1 protein-coding gene is annotated in these 605 nt (G+C 65.0%); it reads left to right on the top strand.

The annotated features are described in order from the left end of the window. Positions 1 to 171: 171 nt before the first annotated feature. Positions 172 to 605: IS3 family transposase (locus IU459_RS37480; RefSeq protein ID WP_195134300.1), on the top strand; the 434-nt coding region annotated here is incomplete at its 3' end.

Genomic DNA, 605 nt, shown 5'->3' with positions numbered 1-605 from the left:
CCCCACACCAGCGATCGTAAACGGTCACAGTGCGTAGCCGCCCAGACAACCGAACCCGTCCACCCACCGGCACGGTTAATGTGCCCGGCCCGCCACGCACACCAACCCCTTGGAATCATTCATCTAGCCGAAGCCGGCATCCCGGTCACGGTTTCATGCCGTGTTCTGCGGGTGTCGACCTCCGGGTACTACGAGTGGAAACATCGCGGCGAGTCCGCGCGTGCCCGCGCCGATCGTCAACTCACCGCCACGATCACCGACATCCACACCGCGTCACGCGGCACCTACGGTGCTCCGCGGGTGCATGCAGAGCTGCGGCTCGGTCGAGATATCCGGGTGGGCCGCAAACGCGTGGCCCGGCTGATGTGCAGCGCTGGACTGGCTGGAGTCTTCCGCCGTAACTCGGCCAGTTCTTTGCGTTCAGCGCTGGTCACGCCCTCGCGTGCGCCGGCGTCGATGTCGGCTCGTTTGAGCCAGTTGAATCGCCCCGTGTTTCGTGCCCACCCCTTTCCTGGAGAGGATGGGCAGATCATGCCAGCGAAGTACGATGCAGCGACCCGCGCGAAGGCCGTGCGGTTGGTTGTCGATCACCGTGAGGACTACGC

Source organism: Nocardia amamiensis (genome assembly GCF_015477605.1).
GTDB lineage: Bacteria > Actinomycetota > Actinomycetes > Mycobacteriales > Mycobacteriaceae > Nocardia > Nocardia amamiensis_A.
This window is presented reverse-complemented; position numbering and strand designations above follow the sequence as displayed.